At 70.9% G+C, this 556-nt stretch carries 1 pseudogene; it reads right to left on the bottom strand.

Features of this window, described 5'->3' with window-relative positions:
* A pseudogene (locus IEZ20_RS39425) lies at positions 1 to 556 on the bottom strand (polyketide synthase); the annotation flags it as partial.

The following is a 556-nucleotide window of genomic DNA, read 5'->3' as shown; positions in this document are numbered from 1 at the left end:
GGTGGGCGTTGGTGCCGGAGACGCCGAAGGAGCTGATGGCGGCGCGGCGGGGGTGGTCGGTGGTGGGCCAGGGGTGGTCGTGGGTGAGGAGGGTGATGTTGCCGGTGGTCCAGTCGACGTGGGGGGTGGGGTGGTCGATGTGGAGGGTGCGGGGGAGGTGGGCGTGGCGGATCGCCATGGTCATTTTGATGATGCCGGCGATGCCGGAGGCGGCTTGGGTGTGGCCGATGTTGGATTTGACGGAGCCGAGGTAGAGGGGGTGGGTGGGGTGGTGTTGTCCGTAGGTGGCGAGGAGGGCTTGGGCTTCGATGGGGTCGCCGAGTCGGGTGCCGGTGCCGTGGGCTTCGACGGCGTCGATGTCGGCGGGGGTGAGGCGGGCGTTGGTGAGGGCTTGGTGGATGACGCGTTGTTGGGCGGGGCCGTTGGGTGCGGTGAGGCCGCTGCTGGCGCCGTCCTGGTTGAGGGCGGAGCCGCGGATGAGGGCGAGGACGGGGTGGTTGTTGCGGCGGGCGTCGGTGAGGCGTTCGAGGACGAGGACGCCGGCGCCTTCGCCCCA

The sequence above is a fragment of the Streptomyces cinerochromogenes genome, from assembly GCF_014648635.1.
GTDB classification, from domain to species: domain Bacteria; phylum Actinomycetota; class Actinomycetes; order Streptomycetales; family Streptomycetaceae; genus Streptomyces; species Streptomyces cinerochromogenes.
The sequence above is the reverse complement of the archived record's forward strand: the minus strand, read 5'-3'. Positions and strand labels throughout refer to the sequence as shown.